The sequence below is a fragment of the Rhodoferax sp. genome, assembly GCF_028714215.1.
Lineage (GTDB): Bacteria > Pseudomonadota > Gammaproteobacteria > Burkholderiales > Burkholderiaceae_C > Rhodoferax.
On sequence record NZ_JAQTMS010000042.1, the window covers coordinates 1 to 17,129 of the forward strand.

Below are 17,129 nucleotides of genomic sequence, written 5' to 3' on the forward strand. Positions count from 1 at the left end.
CCCCCCACCCCCCACCCCTCACCCCACCAGCATCCGCAGCCGGACTGCCGCGCTCAGCAGCAAGGCCACGCCGACCGACAGCAGCACCGAGAACCAGGCCTCCCTGCGGCCCAGGGTTTTGTGCATGACGGCGAAGGTAGAAATGCAGGGCACGTAGAAGGTCAGGAACACCAGCAGGGTGATGATCTGCACCGGCTGCAGCTGGGTGTCTATGTTCTGCGTGCCCAGGGCCTGAAAAATCATCAGCAGGGACAGCTCCTTGCGCAGCACGCCAAACAGCAGCGGCAGGCCCAGCACCAGGGGCAGGCCCAGCCACCAGCTGGTCAGGGGCGTCAGCAAGGTGTTGATGGCGGCGTCGGCGCCGAAATGGCCCAGCAACGCCAGCAGCACGCTGCCACCCACCAGCAGCGGCGTGACGATGGTCAGCACGTCGCTGGAGCGAAGCCAGGTTTCGCGCAGCATGGCGCGCCAGTTCGGCAGCCGGTAGGCCGGAATCTCCTGCACCTGACCGGGGCCGACGTCGCGCTGGCGGCGCGACAGCAGCCGCCCCATGCCGGCCACCAGCAGCAGCGTCAGCGCGTAGATGCCAATCACCCCCATGACGCCCAGGTATTTTCCGGCCACCGCCAGGATGATGGCCGAGCGCGCCGAACAGGGCACGAAGGTGATCAGCACCGAGGCGATGAAACGTTCGCGGCCGCTTGAGGTACGCGCCACCGCGGAGAGGGCCGGCACATTGCAGCCCAGGCCCAGCAAGAACGGCACCGCCACGCCGCCGTGCAAGCCGATCTTGTGAAAGCCCCGATCCACCACAAAGGCGATGCGCTGCATCAAGCCCATTTCTTCCAGCGCGATCAGCAGCAGCAGCAGCGGCAGCATGTAGGGCACGACGATGCCGATCAGACCGATGAAGCCGTCCATGACGGCACGCGCCACAACGCCGAGAGTGGACTGCGGCTGCCAACTATGGGTGGCTTCGATCAGGCGCTGCGTGGTCTGGCGGTCGATCCAGCCGCTGACCTCGAACACCACGAACAGCACGCCGGCAAACAGCATCAAGCTAGCCAGCAGGCCCCACTGCGGGTGCAGCAGAAACTCGTCCAGCCAGAAGCGCCAGCCGCGCCCCGGCAACACCGGCCCCGGCCGCAGGGCGGCTTCAAAGATGGTGGCGGCGCGGTGGTGGCCGTCGGCATGGATCTCTTCGGCCAGCGGGCGCGGTAGGCCCAGTGCCGCCGCCTCGCGCAGGGCTCGCAGTTGCGGCAGCAGGGCACTGAAGTGCTCTTGCAGCTCGCGCTCGAAATAACCGTGCCCGGAGGCGAACAGCAGCAACAGCAGTTGCTGCGGCACGCGAAAAGCCGCCTCGATCTCCGGCCGCATCAAGGCCTTGCCGAGCGGCTCCAGGCAGTTGGCAATGTGCCGGCTGGGCGCCTGCGGCAGCGGGCAAATGGCCTGGCGCGCCGTGTTCATCACTGTGCTGAAAAGCTCGGCAATGCCTTGCCCCATGGTGGCCACGGTGGGCACCACGGGCATGCCCAACTGGCTCGACAGCGCGCGGACGTTGATGTGCAGCCCCTTGCGGCGCGCCTCGTCCATGTGGTTGAGCGCCAGCACCACCGGGCGCCCCAGTTGGCTCAGCTCCAGCGTCAGTTCAAGATGGCTTTGCAGGTTGCTGGCGTCGACCACCTGCACGATCAGGTCCGGCGGCTCGAACGGCGCTGGCGGCGCGCCCGCCTCGTGCGCCGTCACCGGCGGGCGCTCGTTGCCCCACAGCAGGTATTTGAGCGCGCTCAGGTCGTCGTCTTCCAAATGGTGCACGGAGCGCATGCTGGGCAGGTCCACCACGCTGGCTTCGTCGAACCCGATCTGCACCGTGCAGGCACGGTAGACCCGGTGCGTGTCGGTCAGCTCGCCGGTCTGCGGCGCGGTGCTCGACACCGCGTCGAACAAGGTGGTTTTACCGGCACCCGGCAGGCCCACCAGGGCGACACGGAGCCGGCGCGCGCCGCGCAACAGCGGGGTGTGCAATGTGACGGTGTGTTGGGACACGCCGCCCTTGGGATTCTTCATGTGATGGGGTCTGGACTGGAAGTGGCTGCATTGTCCCCCAACGGTCAAGCCGGCAGCGCCGCCCCTTCAACCCCGGAACATCCTTTGCAACCACTTTAACGGCAGCCAGAAAATGCCGGCCAGCCGGAGCAGACCGGGATCCATATCACGTTCTTCCCGCACCGGGCAAAGACGCCCGCACTCGCAACCGCCAGGTGGTGCGTTTGCTTCACAACATGATTTCATGATCCGTTCTTGCTTTGCCAATTTGCGTCGCCAGGATTGTTACTGCCGGGGGGAGGGGTGTAGTCGGCGCGTAGAGTTTCGGCCTTTGCTACTGCATTGGGGTGGATTACACCGCAATGCCGGTCCGTCAAAACAGGAATCAAGGGGCATTCTTTGCCCCAGTTCATGGGTTTATTTCCGCTCCGCAATTGGCCGCCACGCGGGGAAACAGGAAATCTTGATGCGCACGGCACTTGTGAAATATCAAGTTGCCGGCTCCGGCGCGACCTAGAGTGATGCTGTTGCCTTGCCTGCTTCTTTCGGAGCGCGGCGAAATTTGCGACTGCAAATCATGGCAGGGGACCGGAGCAACCTTCACTTTCGGGAGATATGAGCATGCTGAACTCCTTGCAACAGACCGGAAAAAGCGGCGGCGACAGCGCCAAGTCGATCCCGGTGTCCTGAGGCGGCCATGCCCTTGACTCTGGCCTCGGCGTCATTCCAGCACGGCGGCGCGATTCCGGCGCGCCACACCTGCGAGGGTGACGATCTCTCGCCGCCGCTGGCCTGGAGCGGGGTGCCTGGCAATGCGCAAAGCCTGGTCTTGCTGGTCGACGACCCGGATGCGCCGGACCCGAAGTCGCCCACCATGACCTGGGTGCACTGGATCTTGTACAACCTGCCGCCGCAAGTGCACCAACTGGCGGACGGCATCGCGGCCGAAGACCTGCCGATGGGCACCTTGCAGGGGCTCAACGACTGGCGGCGCACCGGCTACGGTGGACCGTGCCCGCCGATTGGCCGGCATCGCTATTTCCACAAGCTGTTTGCGCTCGACACCCGGCTTGCCGATCTAGCGAACCCGACAAAGGCAACGCTGGAGGCGGCCATGCAGGGTCACGTGCTGGCGCGGGCCGAGTTGATGGGCTGGTACCAGCGGCGGCCGTAGCGCCTGAAATGATCTTTTGAATACCAGCAAGGAACCGCCATGACCATCGTCGGCATTGATCCTGGAACTTCCAATTCAGCGCTGGCGCTGACGCCGCAGCAGCTGTACCACGCCTGCGACCCGGCGCAATTCGGCTTCCAGACCACGGCCGAACTGGAGGGCCTGACCGAACTGATCGGCCAGATGCGGGCGATGGACGCGGTGCGCTTTGGCGCCGGCATCCATCACGCCGGCTACAACATCTTCGTGCTTGGCCCCTCCGGCATGGGCAAGCGCACCATGGTGCGGCAGTTTCTGGCCCAAAAGGCGCAGAGCGAACACGAGTCGGCCGACTGGTGCTACCTGAACAACTTCGCCCAGCCGCACAAACCGCAGGCCATCCGGTTGCCGTCGGGCAAGGGGGCCGAGCTGCGCCACCACATGGGGCAACTGGTGGACTATCTGCGCAGCGCCATCCCGGCGCTGTTCGAGAGCGACGAATACCGCGCCAAGGCCGAAGCCATCCAGAACGAATTCAACAAACGCCAGGAGCAGGCGTTCCGCGAGCTGGGCGACGCGGCCGCCAAGCAGCAGATTGTCTTGCTGCGCACGCCCAGCGGTTTCGCGTTGGCCCCGACGCGCAACCAGGAGGTGCTGCCGCCGGAGGAATACGCCAAGTTGCCGGAAGAAGAGAAGCAGGCCATCGCAAGCGCCATCGCCGGTTTGCAGGAGCGCCTGGAAAAACTGCTGGGCCTGGTGCCGCAGTGGTGGAAAGAGCGCAGCGAACAGATCAAGCTGCTGAACCGGGAAACCACCCTGTCCACCGTCAAGCACGTGGTGGACGAACTGCGCGGCCGTTTTTCCGAGCTGCCCATCATCCAGCAATACCTGGACGTGGTGCAGCAGGACATGGTGGAGAACGTGGACGACTTCCGCAAGCAGGAGGAATCGAGCACCGTCTCGGGCCTGACCATCGTCGCCCGCGAGACCTTTCACCGCTACCAGGTCAATGCGTTGGTCACCAACGGCAAACAAGCCGGCGCCCCCATCGTCAGCGAGGACAACCCGACTTACAGCAACCTGATCGGTCGGGTCGAGCACACCGCCCAGTTGGGTGCGCTGGTGACCGACTTCACGCTGATCAAGCCGGGCGCCCTGCACCGCGCCAACGGCGGCTACCTGCTGCTGGACGCGCGCAAGGTCTTGATGCAGCCGTTTGCCTGGGACGGCCTGAAACGGGCCTTGCAAGCGCGCGAGATCCGCATCGAGTCGCTGGGCCAGATGTACAGCCTGGTGAGCACCGTCTCGCTGGAGCCGGAGCCGATTCCGCTGGACATCAAGATCGTGCTGTTTGGCGATCGTCTTTTTTACTACCTGCTGCAGCAATACGACCCGGATTTTGGCGAACTGTTCAAGGTGGCGGCGGACTTCGAGGATCGCATCGAGCGCAATGCCGATAACCACATGCTCTATGCGCGCCTGATTGCAACGCTAGCCACCAAGGAAAAACTGTTGCCGTTCGACCGCAGCGCGGTGGCCCGGGTGATAGACCACAGCGCGCGCCTGGTGGGCGATGCGCGGCGCCTGTCCACGCACATGCGCAGCGTGGCCGATCTGCTGCAGGAGGCCGACTATTGGGCGCGCCAGGCGGGCCATGGCGTGGTCCTGGTGAGCAACGTGCAACAGGCCATAGACACCCAGATACACCGGCAGGACCGGGTGCGCGGCCAACTGCATGAAGCCATTTTGCGCGGCACCCTGTTGATCGACACGCAGGGGGCGGTAACGGGACAGATCAACGCTCTGTCGGTGCTCCAGTTGGGCGACTTCGCCTTTGCCCAGCCGACCCGGATCACGGCGACCAGCCGCCTGGGCGAAGGAGAAATGGTCAACATCGAGCGAGAAGTCAAACTCTCGGGGGCCATCCACTCCAAGGGCGTGCTGATCCTCTCCTCCTTCCTGGCCTCACGCTATGCGCGCAACCAGCCGCTGGCGCTGTCCGCCAGCCTGGTGTTCGAGCAGTCCTATGGCCAGATCGACGGCGACAGTGCCTCGCTGGCCGAGTTGTGCGCCCTGCTGTCGAATCTGGCCAATGTGCCGATCAAGCAGTCGCTGGCGGTGACCGGCTCGGTCAATCAGCTGGGGCAGGTGCAGGCGATCGGCGCCGTCAACGAAAAGATCGAGGGCTTCTTCGATATCTGCCAGGCGCGCGGACTCAGCGGCGAGCAGGGCGTGCTGATTCCGGTGGCCAACATCGAGCACCTGATGCTGCGCCGCGACGTGGTGGCGGCGACCGAGGCCGGGCAGTTCCGCATCCATGCCGTGGCGCATGTGGATCAGGCGATCGCCCTGCTGACCGGCCAGCCGGCCGGCGCGGCGGACGCCAGCGGCGCCTATCCGGCCGGCAGCATCAACCAGCGGGTGGCGGCGCGGGTGGCGGAACTGGTCGAGCTGCGCAAGGCGTTCGGCCGCCAACCTGAAAGCACTCGCCGCCCACGCAAGGGCGGGAGTGATCCGGCCGGTCGTGCGGCCGGCTCGAATTGAAGGAGATTGCCATGGCTACGATCCAGGACGGCGAGAAATGGGCGGCGATGCAGGCGGAATGGCTGGCCGTCAATCAGGAAGCGCGCACCGCCCGCTTCAGGGTCACGCATGAGTTTGAGCGCTGCGCTGCCGGCGAGGGGTCCGGCCCGACCACCGGTCAGCTCGAACTGGCGGAGCAGCTGGAACAGGCGGCCGATGCAAAACGGCTGGCCATGGACGAGTTCGTGACGCGTGTTTTTGGCTGATGGCCGGTAGTCGACCATGAATGACCACTACATCGATGTCTGCAACGGCGACGCCGACGGCTTGTGTGCGGTCGTGCAGTGGCGTCTGCACGCGCCGCAAACGGCCCGCCTGGTGACCGGTTTGAAACGCGACATTGCCCTGCTGGAACGCGTGTCGGCCAGCCGGGGCGATCAGCTGCTGGTGTGCGACCTGTCGCTGCGGCGCAACCGGGCGGCGCTGCTGCGCCTGCTGGAGGCCGGCGTGTCGGTGCGCTACTTCGACCATCACAAAGTGGACGATATCCCGGTCCACCCACTGCTCGACGCGCACATTGACGTTGCCAGCGGCGCCTGCACCAGCCTGCTGGTGGACCGCTATCTGGGTGGCAGGTTTCGGGCCTGGGCGCTGGTCGGCGCTTTCGGCGACAACCTGACGACCGTGGCGCACGGTCTGGCGCTGACGCTGGGGCTGTCGCTGGAGGATCGAGGACGTCTGCAAACCCTGGGCGAATCGATCAACTACAACGCTTACGGCGACAGCGAGCAGGATGTTCACATGGCACCGGGGCGCCTGTACGAAATGATGCTGCGCTACCGCGACCCGCTGGATTTTCTTCAACACGAGGTCGTCGGACAGGAACTCGACGCCTTGCGGCAGGACGACATGCGCCGAGCACGCGCCCTACCCCCTTATCTTCAACACGCCAGGGGCAGCGTCTACCTGTTGCCCGACGCCGCCTGGAGCCGGCGCGTGTCGGGCAGCCTGGCGAACTTCCTGGCGGCGGCGCAACCGCCGCAGGCACATGCCTTGCTGACGGCCACGGCGGCCGGCGACTTCAGGGTCAGCGTGCGCGCGCCGCTGCGCACCCAGGCCGGGGCGGCGGAGTTTTGCCGCCAATTCGGCGGCGACGGGCGCGCCGGCGCGGCCGGCATCGACCATCTGCCGGCGGCGCAACTGGAGCGTTTCATCGAGGTGTTTTCGGCGACCCGGTGGACCGACGGGCCAGCGGTCGCTGCTGCTTCATGAAGGGATACTTCGACTTGGTCCCGGTGTCGGGCCGCCCTGAAACAGACCCGCCAGCCTTTTCAGGGGCTGGCGGTGGTAGTGGGAACCCCGGGTCAGCTCGTCGGCCTGACACGTCTGGGGACGTTCCCATCCGTCTCAATGTAGGACATCGAGACTTGGCTCAATGGCTTGAGCCCCCCAACTCTGCACCTCTCTGGTTCGCTTGGGCATCCATGCAAGGTACGCTTTCACTGTAGCCCTGTCTGCGCTGAATTCATTGCGAATTCTCAAAGCCAGAGGATATTGCGCGGACAGAACCGGTATGAGGGTTTCTTGCCTACGCCGCTGCGGCACTGCTGTCTTTGACTTCCGGTGCCCGGACCAGCAGCACCGGCACCGACGCCATGCGCACGATCTGTTCGGCGTCACTGCCCAGCAGCAAGCGCCCGACGCCGCGCCGGCCATGGGTGCCGATCACGATCAGATCGGCGCCCCAGGCTTTGGCCTGCTCGATCACGGCTTCCGAAACGCGGGTCGCCAGACTGTCCAGGAGCAGGGAGTCGACCTTGACTCCTTGCTCCTGGACCCGGGTTTTGGCCTGCGCCAGAAGCTGTTCGCCGGCCTCCTTCATGCGTGGAATCACGTCCGCGACATAGACGCCGTAGGGTTCGAAGCCGGTGGCGACCGACCAGGTGTCCATGACATGTGCCAGCCGAATGCTGGCACCGGTGAGTTTTGCCAACTTGATGGCTTCATCGAGCCCCTGGTTGGACGTGGCGCTGCCATCAATGGGAACGAGAATGCGCTGGTACATGAGAAGCCTCTGCCAATGGCATTGAGTTGCAATGGGCTCAGTGTCAGCGCCGCGCGGCGTCACTGCGTTGACAAATATCAATGCCGCTTGGCCGTTGTGCCGGTGCTGCCCAGGCCGCCGGGCGCTGATCCCGGCGCTGGCTCAGGCATCGGTGCACTGCCTCGGCGCAAGGAACAGCGAGCACAGGGCGGCATTGAATTCCCGCGGCCGGTTGAAAAACGGCGCGTGTTTGCCGCCCTCGATGTTCAGCAGCGGATGCGGCCAACCCTCGCTGGCGCACAGGGCGCGCAGATAGTCGTGATTCAGGAACGGATCGTCGGCGCCGTTGATGATGGCAAACGGTAATTGACCATCACGCAGCATGCGCATCTGGCGCGGCCAGTTCAGCACCCCCAGCTTGGTCATCAGGTAGGCGCGAGCGCGGCCGTCGGTGCGGCCCAGGTTGCGGTGCAGGAAAGCGCTGTCGGCCGACAGGGGCGCCGTGGCCGAGCCGGCATAGTCGGCGGCTTCGCGGCGCGTGAAATACTGCTTGCCGGCCAGGAACAGATGCGAGGACGGGTCATAGCCGGCGGCATAGTCGTCCGGCACCACACTCAGCGGTGCGGTGCCGCAGATCGCCAGGCCCGCCAGCGCCACCTTCTTGCGCGCCGCCAGTTCCAGCGCCACGTAACCGCCCAGCGACCAGCCGAACACCAGCGGCCGCTGGACTTGGCGCAGTTCCAGCACAGCCTCGGCGACTTCGGCGTAGGCGATCAGGTTGTAGCTGGTTTGCGGATCGGCATTGCCGGAGGCGCCATGCCCCGGCAGGTCGAAAGCAATCAGACGGAACTGCTGGCGCAGCCCCGTGAACTGGTGCGTGAAGGCTTCCTTGCAAGCCGAGTTGCCATGCAGCAGCAACAGGGGCGGCTGGCCGCCACCGGTGTCGGAGACGGCAATCAGACCGTGCCGGGTTGCCAGCAGCAACTCCTGGGTACCGCCCATGCGCGCCATCCGCGCGGCTCGTCCGCGGCGACGCCGTAGCGCGGCGATGAAGGCGCTGCGGCCCCCGTGCAGCTTCTCGCGCAGTTCCTGGATCGCCGCCCACAGACCGCCCGGATAGAACACCACCACCAGGATGATGAGCAGCGCCATGATGACTTCGCGCCAGGGGCCTAGGTCGATCAGCGCCTCGGCCAGAAAAGTCATGATGAAGGCGGCGGCGATGGGGCCCCACAAGGTGGCGGCACCGCCCACCAGAATCATGGACAGAATCAGATTCAGGAAACCGATGCCAAAGACGTCGGGCGAGGCGACCCGCACGTAGGAGCCGTAGAAACCCCCGGCGATGCCGGTGAACAAGGCGCTGGCGGTCAGGGTCAGGAGCCGCGTGCGGGCTTCGGAAACGCCGCGCGCAATGGCGAAATACTTGTGGTCGCGCAGGCCAACGATGGAGCGCCCCAGGGATGAGCGGGTGATGAGGTGAAGAAAGGCGGTGGACAGCACCAGCAGCAGCAAGGCCAGGTAGTAATAGCCGATCTTGCCGTTGCTGAGCAAACGGTACTCCCCGATCTTCAGGGACGGCAGGGAGACCAGGCCGGAGGTCCCGCCGGTCCATTGCGATTGGCTGACGGTCGCCTGGTACAGCAGTTGCGCCACCGCGATGGTGACCAGAATCACGTAGATGCCGTCCAGCCGCAGGATCGGCAGCGCAATCAGGGCGGCGATCAACACCGCCGCCAAGCCGGCCAGCCCGATCGCCAGCCAGGGCGGGACGCCCAGCACTTTGGCCGTCAGGGCAAAGGTGTAAAGACCGACGGCGAACAAGGCGCCGTGGGCAAAGTTGAACAGGCCGCCGAAGCCCAGGCTCAAATCCCAACTGGCCGCCACCACCGCATAGATCATGGCCAGCACCAGCAGGTGGCGCAGATAGCTGTTGCTGATCCACAGCGGCAGCAGCGCCAGCAGAGCCACCAAGGCGACTGCGGGCCACAGGCCGTTGCTGCGATGGAACGGTGGGTCGTAGCGCATCAGACCGACCTCTGGCGCTGGCCGAACAAGCCTTCGGGCTTGAGCACCAGCACCCCAATCATGCCCATGAACAGCAGGGTGGGGGTCCAGTAGAGGCCGACAAAATAGGTCAGAAAAGCCTCCGCGAAGCCGACCAGAAAGGCGGCATAGACCGGCGCCGTGAAGCGCGCCACGCCGCCCAGGATCACCACCACCAAGGCTTTCTGCAAGGGGTCGTCACCCATGGTGGGTGTCATGAAACGGATCGAGCCGATCAGCACGCCGGCCAGCCCGGCGATGGCAGCGGAGAGGCCGAAGGTCAGGGCGTACAGGCGCGGCACATCCAGCCCCATCAGCTGGGCCGCCTCGCGGTTCTGCGCCACCGCGCGCATGCAGCGCCCCAGCGGCGTGTGCAGCAGAAACCAGGCCAGCGCCAGCAGGGTCGCGCCGACCACCGCGATCATCATCAGTTCCTGCCAACTGATGCGCAGCAGGCCCCAGACCAGATCGCCGTCGAACGCGTTCGCGATCTGCTTGGCGCGCGGCCCCCAGACAATGTTGAGCAAGCTGTTGATGATGGTGGCGCCGGCCAGCGTGGTGATGACGGTCAGCAGCACCATCTGGGCCTGCCGCTCGAACGGGCGAATCAAGAGGTACTGCAGCAGCACGCCGAGACCGAACATCAGCAGCACCGAAGCCAGCAGTGCCGGCCAGAAGCCAAGGCCGAAAGCGTCGACGCTGCCGAACTGCCAGGCGATGTAGGCGCCGGCGGCAATGAAGGCGCCGTGGGCGAAGTTGAAGATGCCCAGGGTGGTCCAGACAATCGCCAGCCCGAACGCCATCAAGGCATACAGCACGCCCAGCATCAGGCCGCTGGTCAGGATCGACATCAAGGTCTGCGCACTCATGACTCAATGGCCCGCGCCAAACATTTCAGCCATCAAGGCCTCGTGCCGCGGAATTTCGGCGCGCGGCAAGACGCGGGAAATCGAGCCGTGGTCGAAAACATGCAAGCTGTCGACCAGCTCGCGCAGGAATTCCACGTCCTGATCGACCACGATGATGGGCACGCCGCTGGCGCGTATGGCGTGAATGGCGTCGGCCAGTTCCAGCCGCAACTTCGGTGACAAACCCAGCGTCGGCTCGTCCAGCATCAACAATCGCGGCGCCGCCAGCAAGCCGCAAGCCATGGCCAGCATCTGGCGCTCGCCGCCGGAAAGAAAGCGGGCTTTCGAACGCAAGCGCTCTTTCAGGCGCGGAAACAGTGCCAGCACCCGGTCCGCATCGGCACTGCGCCCGCCGGCGCGGGCCACCAGCGGCGCCATCGACAAGGTCTCGGCGACCGTCAATTCAGGAAACAGGGTGGAGCCTTGCGCCACCTGGATCAGACCGGCGCGCGCCACTTTTTTGGGGTCCATGCGGCGGCGTTGCAGAACGTCGTAATTGAACTGGCGCGACCGGCGGCTGCGGTGTTCGCCGGGGCGGTTCAGTTGCACGCCGTCAAACACGATGCGGCCAGCCCAGGGATCGATCAGGCCACTGATGGTGCGCAGCAACGTGGTCTTGCCGTGGCCATTGGGGCCAAACAGGCCGATGCAGGCGCCGGCCTCGACCGCCAGGTTGACCTCCTTGAAAATCTGTACCGGCTCATAGCCGCCGCTCAAGGACTCGATGAGCAGCAGCGGCGTCATGGTTTGCGGCCCAGATAAGCTTGCACCACCAGCGGATCGGCGATCACCTGGGACGGGTCGCCGCGCGCGATCACCCGGCCCTGGTCCAGCACCATCAACTGGTCCGAGACCGAGGTCAGCAAGGGCAGCACATGCTCTATCAGCAGAATGGTCATGCCATGGGCCTTGAGTTGCAGGATGAGTTGCTTGATGCGCTCGATTTCCTGCGCCGTCAGGCTGGAGGCCGGCTCGTCCAGCAGCAGCAGGCGCGGTTGGAGGGCCAATGCCGAAGCGATCATGACCAGCTTGCGCAGGAAGATCGGCAGTTGGCCGGCCGGGCTGTTGTGCAAGGTGGCGGGAAACCCCACCTCATCAAGGCTGCGCTGGGCCTGCGCCACGCGCTGCGGGAAGCGCGCCGTGGTGCCGGAGTTTTCCACCGCCAGCAAAACGTTGTCGATGGCGCTCAGGCCAGGAAACACGCTCTCGCGCTGAAAGGTCCGGGCCAGGCCCAGCCGGGCTATTGCGTGCGCTTGCAGCGACTGGATTTCACGGCCCTCGAACAGCACGACACCGCTATCGGCGCCAAACGGAATCCGGGTCAGCACGTTGAAGAGGGTGCTTTTGCCGCTGCCGTTGGGTCCGGCGATGCCCAGGATGCCGCGCGCGGCGACGCTGAAATCGACAGCGGCCACGGCATGCAGGCCGCCGAACGATTTCGACAGACCCCGGACTTCAAGAATGGGCGGCAAAGCGAGCTACTTCGGATAAATCAAGACACCTGCGCCCAGCCCTCTTCAAGCGCGAACAGGCAGACGCTGCAACCTTATTTCTTGACCCAGGGCGGCGTCTGGAACGAGCCGCTGGCGTATTTGCCGGGGCCTACCAGGACGCGCTTGCCATTCTGGATTTGCCAGAACGAGGTCGGCACATAGTCGAGCCCGATCAGCGCCACGTGGGTCTTGGGGTCGAACTTGATGACGCCGGCGGCCGATTCCTTGCTGGCGGCACCGATGGCCAGGCCGATGGCTTTGTGATCGGCCGGATTGCCGACTTTTTTCAGCGCATCGAAATACATGTGGGTCATCTCGTACAGGCCGACGCCATAAGCGCCGCTTTCAACGCCGTACTTGGCTTTGTAGCCGGCCAGCAACTTGGGCGCACGCGGCCATTTCGGGCTGTCCAGCGGCGCGCCAATCATGTCGTAGAGCACGCCGGTAGACTGGGCGCCGGTCAGCTTGATGAACTCCGGCACCGACGGGGCGTATTGCAGGAACACCGTGCTGTTGGTCGGGTTCTCCAGAAACTGTTTCAGGAACAGCGCCGAGTTGCTGGGCAGGTAATCGGTGTTGACGATCAGGTTGGGCTTGCTGGCGCGCACCTTGGCCAGGATGGCGCGCCAGTCGCCGACCGGGCCATAGGGGACGATCTCGTCGACCGTGATCTTCCAGCCGTTGCCACCGAAGACTTTCTTCATGCCTTCCGAAATGCCCTTGGAAAACGGGTTATCGGAGGAGATGATGGCCACCGTCTGGTCGGCAATGCTCATCTTGCCCTGGGCCGCGAATTCCTTCACCGCCGGCAGCAGGTCGGTGGCATAGCCGGTGAAGTCGGCGGTGTAAGACCAGCAGCACCAGTAGTCGGCCGGCGCCTTGCCGATGATGGCCGCCACCGAGGGCGACGGGCCGGCCGAGAGGTAGGGAATGCCGGCCTCCTTGAACAAGTCGATTTCGAACATCGACAGGTTGGCGTAGCCGGTGATCACCACCTCCAGCCCGGAGGTGCCGGTGAGATGTTCCACCGCGCTGGTGACGTTGGCAGCCGAGCCGTCTTTCACGTCCGCAGTGACCACTGCGAAGGTGTGGCCGGCGACGCCGCCGGCGGCATTGGCCTCGTCGACCGCCCACTTGACGCCGTTGACAAATTCCTGGCCATCGGCCGCGCTGGGGCCGGTCAGCGGCGCCAACACGCCGATCTTGACCGTCTTGGCAAGGGCCGGTGCCAACGGCGCCAAGCCCAGCAGCGCCGAGGCGAGGTACAAACAAGTGGAACGGCTGATACTCTTGGGAATAGACATGAACATCTCCAGGCAGGCAACGTGAATGGAGGTGCAGTGTAGGGATTCGGGAGGCAATAAACACCTCATGAAATCCTTAGTTTTGGTTCCTTCCGGCAGCGGCGGCTGAACAAGAAGAAGCCTTATCCTTTCTTCAAAGGTCCAGCGACCTTGTAAGTACTGAAGATGATGCCGGACGGGAATGCATTCGTCCCGACAAGCTCGAATGAACGTGGCGAGGTTCCCTCGGCAAAGAAGCGCTTCCCCGTGCCCAACAGGACCGGGTAGACGACCAGCAGGACTTCATCCGCAAGCCCATGTTCGAGCAGCGTCGAGGTCAGCGTGGAACTGCCCGAGAGGATGAGGTCCGGGCCGTCCCGCGACTTGATGCGGCGAATGCCCTCGACGATGTCCGGTCCAAGGCCCTCGAACGGGCCCCACTCAAGACTTTCCGAGCGGTGGGTCGCGACATATTTCGTTGCCGCATTGAGACCGTCCGCCATCGGACTGCTCGGCGCCTTTGGCCAGAAGCCCGACCAGATATCGTAGGTGCGACGGCCAAGCAGCAGATCGAAGCTCCCGCCATACGCCGCAAGCATTGCGTCCCGGCCAGCGGGGGTCCGATAGGGCGCGGTCCAGTCGCTGTAGGGGAAATCGTCGTCATCGGCGGAATGCTGGATCACGCCGTCCAGCGAGATGTGTTCGATGATTTTGAGTTTCCTCACTGGCGGACTGGTTCAACCGCGGTGCGCCATCTCGATTGCAGCGATGTCGATCTTTTTCATCTCCATCATTGCATCGAACGCGCGCTTGGCCGCGGCGGGGTCGGGATCGGCTATCGCTTTGGTCAGAACGACCGGCGTAATCTGCCAGGACAAGCCCCATTTGTCCTTGCACCACCCACACGCGCTCTCTTCGCCGCCGTTGCCGACGATCGCGTTCCAGTAACGATCGGTTTCGGCCTGGTCAGCGGTTGCGACCTGAAACGAGAATGCTTCGTTGTGCTTGAACGCGGGGCCGCCATTGAGCCCGAGGCAGGGAATTCCCATCACCGTAAACTCGACCGTCAATACATCCCCTTTTTTCCCGGACGGAAAGTCTCCCGGCGCAAGGTACACCGCGCCAACGGATGAATCGGGAAAGGTCTTGGCATAAAACCGCGCCGCGTCCTCGGCGCCGCCATCGTACCAAAGGCAAATCGTATTCTTTGCTTGCTTATCCATGTCATTTCTCCATTGTGATGAGCCGACCGGCGCCGATCAGTTAAACGGACGCACCTCTACCGGTGCCCGACAGGCGACGGCGGCCTTGCGCCCCCACGTCAGCGCCTTGTCCTGGTCAGCAGCTTCCAGCACCCAAAAACCGCCGACGTGCTCCGTGGTCCCCAGGTAGGGTCCGTCGGTGATGAGCACCTGACCATCAGGCTGCGTCCGCAGGGACTTCGCGCTGCTTGCCGGGCGCAGGCCGCCCACGAAAACCCTGACACCAGCAGCCTTCATTTCATCGTTGAGCGCGTCGATATCGCGGGACATCGCTTCGTCCTCCGCGACGAACGGGTCGTAGTTGTCGGGGTGGTGAATGGCAACCAAATACTGCGTCATGACTTCTCCTGTAACCGAACGCTAAATTGAGATGCGCGGTTTAGCGCGTCCCGCTTGATTGACAGGTTGGTCATCGTGGCCTTGGCGCCGGAGTACCACATGGGTGGCTTTCTCCGACGCAACGAACTGAACGCATTCGTATCCCAGAGCGCGCGCGTCAATCCCCTCGAACAGTCGCTCTCCCCGGCCCAGCAGGACCGGCGAGATAGCGATGTGCAGTTCATCAATGAGGCCCGCAAGAAGATATTGCCGAATGGTGCTGGGTCCGCCGCCAATGCGCACATCCATGCCGTTGGCTGCCTCGCGCGCCCGGTCAAGCGCCTCGTGAATACCGCCGGTGACGAAGTGGAATGTCGTCTGGCCTTCCATTTGGATCGGCGCGCGCGCGTGATGCGTCAAGATGAAAGTTGGAACGTGATAGGGCGGGTTGTCCCCCCACCAGCCTTTCCAGTTCAGGTCTGGCCAGGGACCCCGAATCGGTCCGAACATGTTCCTTCCGAGAATCCAGGCGCCAACATGTCGGAAGCCTCGCGCAGCGAAGTCGTCGTCAATCCCCGTTGTGCCACCGTCGCTGCCAAACAGGTTGCGCTGAAACGTGCGTGTCGGGACTAACCACTGGTGCAAATCTGTCCCGGCCAGGCCGAGCGGATTGTTGATGTCCTGATTCGGACCGGCGGCGTATCCGTCAAGCGAGAGGGTAAAGCCCTCAACTCGGACGCGTGTCATTTTCATGCCTTCCTTTCGATTGACGGCCTAACATCAATTGGCTTGCGGAATAGGCAAGCACTCCATGATCTCCACCGCGTCGCCCGGGAACAGCGTGAAATGCGGGTGGTTGACGAACATGGCCGCCGCCGCGTCATAGGACTCGGCCTGGACCACGTTATAGGCGCCTATGTTGTTGGTGATATCGGAAACACCGTCTGGCCCAATACGCTTGGTCTTGCCCACAGGGGCCCCCATCTCGACAATCGCATTGCGATGCTGCTCCACCCAGGCGTTCCACGCCCGCATGCCTTGTTGGGTTTTCCGCTTGCGTGCCTCCTCGTCTTCAGCCATCCAGTTGCGCATGGCCGCAGAGTTGCCGGTAAAGATTGCCAAAAACCGCTTCATTTGAGAGTCCTTTCCAATAAACAATGTGAACGCTGTACACAATAGATTATCAAAGATAGTGAACGTTGTCCACATTTTCTGAAAGACATTAGTCCGGTATCAACTTTGGACACTCGCGCGCGCGACACGCGCTGTCACGGCAACCTCGGTCGGGCGTTAGATCAAGCCCATCCGGAACGCCTTGGCGACGGCGGCGGTGCGGTTCGGTGCGGTCAGTTTGGTGGCGATATTTCGCGCATGGTATTCGACCGTGCCGATGGCGATGTTCATCTTGTTGGAGATTTCGGTATTGCTGCAACCGTCGGCCATGCGCCGGACGATTTCAATTTCGCGCCGGGTCAGCAGCGCCAGGGACGGGGGGACGTTCCGGTCCTTTTTTTCGTGGCGGTACAGGTCGCTGTCGATGGCGCAAAACATGCTGGCGGCCATGCCCAGCGACACCTTCAGCCGGCTGTCTTCCAGCGCCGCCCGGTCGGTTGCCAGACCGACGCCGCCAATCAGGATGCCGCCCTCGAAGATCGGTACCGCAATGCCGCCGACCATGGAAAAATCCCTGGCCTCCTGAAAAATGGACTTCTCCTTCTTGCGCAGCAAGGGATAGATTTCTTTCCAGAAGAACGGCTGCTGGCGGTACATCGCGTGCTGGCGGGTCGGGTCGGTGCGCGTGTAGTTGCGCGCCACGTAGTGCTCGATCCAGGCCTTGTCATAGGTGGTGGCGGTGATGCCCTGGCAGATGCCGTCGTCGCGGTGAATGTACATCACCCCCTGGAAGCCGATGTCGGCCATGGCATGGGCAAAGGTGGCGAACGCCGCCGTGCGGCTTTGCGCTTGCAGCAGCTTGTCGAGCAAGCCTTTGAGCGCACCGGCTTCAGGTAGATGAAGGTAGCCGAACATGTTGCCTATTCAATAATTCAGGGAC

General features: G+C 63.8%; 17 protein-coding genes. 4 read left to right on the top strand and 13 right to left on the bottom strand.

Features of this window, described 5'->3' with window-relative positions; genetic code table 11:
- Positions 1 to 18: 18 nt before the first annotated feature.
- Entirely contained in the window at positions 19 to 2,067 is a 2,049-nt protein-coding gene (locus PHS32_RS17245; RefSeq protein ID WP_301080302.1) for a ferrous iron transporter B, read from the bottom strand.
- Between the two features lie 676 nt (positions 2,068 to 2,743).
- Here PHS32_RS17245 and PHS32_RS17250 point away from each other — a divergent pair.
- Genes PHS32_RS17250 through PHS32_RS17265 form a run of 4 tightly spaced genes read left to right on the top strand, consistent with a single transcriptional unit; the run spans position 2,744 to position 6,994 of the window.
- On the top strand, positions 2,744 to 3,220 hold the full coding sequence (locus tag PHS32_RS17250) for a YbhB/YbcL family Raf kinase inhibitor-like protein (RefSeq protein WP_301080303.1): 477 nt from the start codon (positions 2,744 to 2,746) through the stop codon (positions 3,218 to 3,220).
- A 39-nt stretch (positions 3,221 to 3,259) separates the two neighbouring features.
- The gene (locus tag PHS32_RS17255) at positions 3,260 to 5,743 is read left to right on the top strand and encodes an AAA family ATPase (protein ID WP_301080304.1); all 2,484 of its coding nucleotides are present in this window, start codon (positions 3,260 to 3,262) and stop codon (positions 5,741 to 5,743) included.
- Between the two features lie 11 nt (positions 5,744 to 5,754).
- A complete protein-coding gene (locus tag PHS32_RS17260) occupies positions 5,755 to 5,988 on the top strand; it encodes a hypothetical protein (protein WP_301080305.1) in 234 nt (77 codons plus the stop codon).
- Between the two features lie 16 nt (positions 5,989 to 6,004).
- Positions 6,005 to 6,994: a hypothetical protein gene (locus PHS32_RS17265; RefSeq protein ID WP_301080306.1), complete on the top strand. Its 990-nt coding sequence runs from the start codon at positions 6,005 to 6,007 to the stop codon at positions 6,992 to 6,994.
- 316 nt (positions 6,995 to 7,310) lie between these two features.
- On the opposite strand, the gene PHS32_RS17270 is transcribed toward PHS32_RS17265, so the two are convergent.
- The 12 genes from PHS32_RS17270 to PHS32_RS17325 all read right to left on the bottom strand — a co-directional run bounded on the left by PHS32_RS17270 (position 7,311) and on the right by PHS32_RS17325 (position 17,104).
- Positions 7,311 to 7,787, bottom strand: coding sequence for a universal stress protein (locus tag PHS32_RS17270; protein ID WP_301080307.1), 477 nt, complete (start codon positions 7,785 to 7,787; stop codon positions 7,311 to 7,313).
- Positions 7,788 to 7,928: 141 nt separating this feature from the next.
- Complete coding sequence (locus tag PHS32_RS17275) at positions 7,929 to 9,794, bottom strand: alpha/beta fold hydrolase (protein ID WP_301080308.1); 1,866 nt, start codon at positions 9,792 to 9,794, stop codon at positions 7,929 to 7,931.
- Positions 9,794 to 10,681, bottom strand: coding sequence for a branched-chain amino acid ABC transporter permease (locus tag PHS32_RS17280; RefSeq protein WP_301080309.1), 888 nt, complete (start codon positions 10,679 to 10,681; stop codon positions 9,794 to 9,796). The genes PHS32_RS17275 and PHS32_RS17280 overlap by 1 nt, the downstream gene beginning before the upstream one ends.
- A gap of 3 nt (positions 10,682 to 10,684) precedes the next feature.
- Positions 10,685 to 11,464 (bottom strand): ATP-binding cassette domain-containing protein, encoded by a 780-nt coding sequence (locus PHS32_RS17285; RefSeq protein ID WP_301080310.1) that lies wholly within the window; start codon positions 11,462 to 11,464, stop codon positions 10,685 to 10,687.
- The gene (locus PHS32_RS17290) at positions 11,461 to 12,192 is read right to left on the bottom strand and encodes an ATP-binding cassette domain-containing protein (RefSeq protein ID WP_301080311.1); all 732 of its coding nucleotides are present in this window, start codon (positions 12,190 to 12,192) and stop codon (positions 11,461 to 11,463) included. Before PHS32_RS17290 ends, PHS32_RS17285 begins: the two co-directional genes overlap by 4 nt.
- A 74-nt stretch (positions 12,193 to 12,266) precedes the next feature.
- Positions 12,267 to 13,517 carry an ABC transporter substrate-binding protein gene (locus PHS32_RS17295; RefSeq protein WP_301080313.1) on the bottom strand — a complete coding sequence of 417 codons (1,251 nt, stop codon included), beginning with the start codon at positions 13,515 to 13,517 and terminating at the stop codon, positions 12,267 to 12,269.
- 122 nt (positions 13,518 to 13,639) lie between these two features.
- Complete coding sequence (locus PHS32_RS17300) at positions 13,640 to 14,221, bottom strand: dihydrofolate reductase family protein (protein WP_301080314.1); 582 nt, start codon at positions 14,219 to 14,221, stop codon at positions 13,640 to 13,642.
- A gap of 12 nt (positions 14,222 to 14,233) precedes the next feature.
- Positions 14,234 to 14,719: a VOC family protein gene (locus PHS32_RS17305; protein ID WP_301080315.1), complete on the bottom strand. Its 486-nt coding sequence runs from the start codon at positions 14,717 to 14,719 to the stop codon at positions 14,234 to 14,236.
- 36 nt (positions 14,720 to 14,755) lie between these two features.
- The gene (locus tag PHS32_RS17310) at positions 14,756 to 15,097 is read right to left on the bottom strand and encodes a YciI family protein (RefSeq protein ID WP_301080316.1); all 342 of its coding nucleotides are present in this window, start codon (positions 15,095 to 15,097) and stop codon (positions 14,756 to 14,758) included.
- A 21-nt stretch (positions 15,098 to 15,118) separates the two neighbouring features.
- A complete protein-coding gene (locus PHS32_RS17315) occupies positions 15,119 to 15,823 on the bottom strand; it encodes a dihydrofolate reductase family protein (protein ID WP_301080349.1) in 705 nt (234 codons plus the stop codon).
- Between the two features lie 33 nt (positions 15,824 to 15,856).
- Positions 15,857 to 16,210: a hypothetical protein gene (locus PHS32_RS17320; RefSeq protein WP_301080318.1), complete on the bottom strand. Its 354-nt coding sequence runs from the start codon at positions 16,208 to 16,210 to the stop codon at positions 15,857 to 15,859.
- Between the two features lie 156 nt (positions 16,211 to 16,366).
- On the bottom strand, positions 16,367 to 17,104 hold the full coding sequence (locus tag PHS32_RS17325) for an autoinducer binding domain-containing protein (RefSeq protein WP_301080320.1): 738 nt from the start codon (positions 17,102 to 17,104) through the stop codon (positions 16,367 to 16,369).
- Positions 17,105 to 17,129: the final 25 nt, after the last annotated feature.

What these genes read in the sequence shown, in the direction of transcription:
- PHS32_RS17270 (WP_301080307.1), bottom strand. Translation starts at nt 7,787, where the DNA reads ATGTACCAGCGCATTCTCGTTCCCATTGATGGCAGCGCCACGTCCAAC.
- PHS32_RS17305 (WP_301080315.1), bottom strand. Translation starts at nt 14,719, where the DNA reads ATGGATAAGCAAGCAAAGAATACGATTTGCCTTTGGTACGATGGCGGC.
- PHS32_RS17260 (WP_301080305.1), top strand. Translation starts at nt 5,755, where the DNA reads ATGGCTACGATCCAGGACGGCGAGAAATGGGCGGCGATGCAGGCGGAA.
- PHS32_RS17255 (WP_301080304.1), top strand. Translation starts at nt 3,260, where the DNA reads ATGACCATCGTCGGCATTGATCCTGGAACTTCCAATTCAGCGCTGGCG.
- PHS32_RS17285 (WP_301080310.1), bottom strand. Translation starts at nt 11,464, where the DNA reads ATGACGCCGCTGCTGCTCATCGAGTCCTTGAGCGGCGGCTATGAGCCG.
- PHS32_RS17265 (WP_301080306.1), top strand. Translation starts at nt 6,005, where the DNA reads ATGAATGACCACTACATCGATGTCTGCAACGGCGACGCCGACGGCTTG.
- PHS32_RS17310 (WP_301080316.1), bottom strand. Translation starts at nt 15,097, where the DNA reads ATGACGCAGTATTTGGTTGCCATTCACCACCCCGACAACTACGACCCG.
- PHS32_RS17320 (WP_301080318.1), bottom strand. Translation starts at nt 16,210, where the DNA reads ATGAAGCGGTTTTTGGCAATCTTTACCGGCAACTCTGCGGCCATGCGC.
- PHS32_RS17325 (WP_301080320.1), bottom strand. Translation starts at nt 17,104, where the DNA reads ATGTTCGGCTACCTTCATCTACCTGAAGCCGGTGCGCTCAAAGGCTTG.
- PHS32_RS17275 (WP_301080308.1), bottom strand. Translation starts at nt 9,794, where the DNA reads ATGCGCTACGACCCACCGTTCCATCGCAGCAACGGCCTGTGGCCCGCA.
- PHS32_RS17280 (WP_301080309.1), bottom strand. Translation starts at nt 10,681, where the DNA reads ATGAGTGCGCAGACCTTGATGTCGATCCTGACCAGCGGCCTGATGCTG.
- PHS32_RS17245 (WP_301080302.1), bottom strand. Translation starts at nt 2,067, where the DNA reads ATGAAGAATCCCAAGGGCGGCGTGTCCCAACACACCGTCACATTGCAC.
- PHS32_RS17295 (WP_301080313.1), bottom strand. Translation starts at nt 13,517, where the DNA reads ATGTCTATTCCCAAGAGTATCAGCCGTTCCACTTGTTTGTACCTCGCC.
- PHS32_RS17250 (WP_301080303.1), top strand. Translation starts at nt 2,744, where the DNA reads ATGCCCTTGACTCTGGCCTCGGCGTCATTCCAGCACGGCGGCGCGATT.
- PHS32_RS17315 (WP_301080349.1), bottom strand. Translation starts at nt 15,823, where the DNA reads ATGACACGCGTCCGAGTTGAGGGCTTTACCCTCTCGCTTGACGGATAC.